This is a genomic window from Bacillus sp. SIMBA_008 (assembly GCF_046535495.1).
GTDB lineage: Bacteria > Bacillota > Bacilli > Bacillales > Bacillaceae > Bacillus > Bacillus subtilis.
The window spans coordinates 1-261 of sequence record NZ_JAWRWL010000698.1 but is presented as its reverse complement, the minus strand read 5'-3'; the positions used below and the strand labels follow the sequence as shown (position 1 = coordinate 261).

Sequence of the window (261 nt, the reverse complement as noted above, 5' to 3'; positions counted from 1 at the left end):
GCAAAATTGGCGATTCGGTTTACGGTCGGCGGCGGAATGCATCAATTAAGCGATATGAAACGAATGCTGCGGGCCGGCGCTGAACAGGTATCCGTGAATACAGCGGCCGTTCTCCGTCCCGAGCTGATTACGGAAGGAGCTGAGTTTTTCGGCTCGCAATGCATCGTAGCGGCGATTGACGCAAAGTATGACGAAGATTCGGAATGCTATAAAGTGTACACACACGGCGGCAGACAGAAAACCGAGCGGGAAGTCACGGCT

At 53.6% G+C, this 261-nt stretch carries 1 protein-coding gene; it reads left to right on the top strand.

Features of this window, described 5'->3' with window-relative positions; all coding sequences use genetic code 11:
• Window positions 1-261 (top strand): HisA/HisF-related TIM barrel protein (locus SB658_RS25040; RefSeq protein ID WP_410603119.1); only part of this gene is annotated, 261 nt, incomplete at both ends.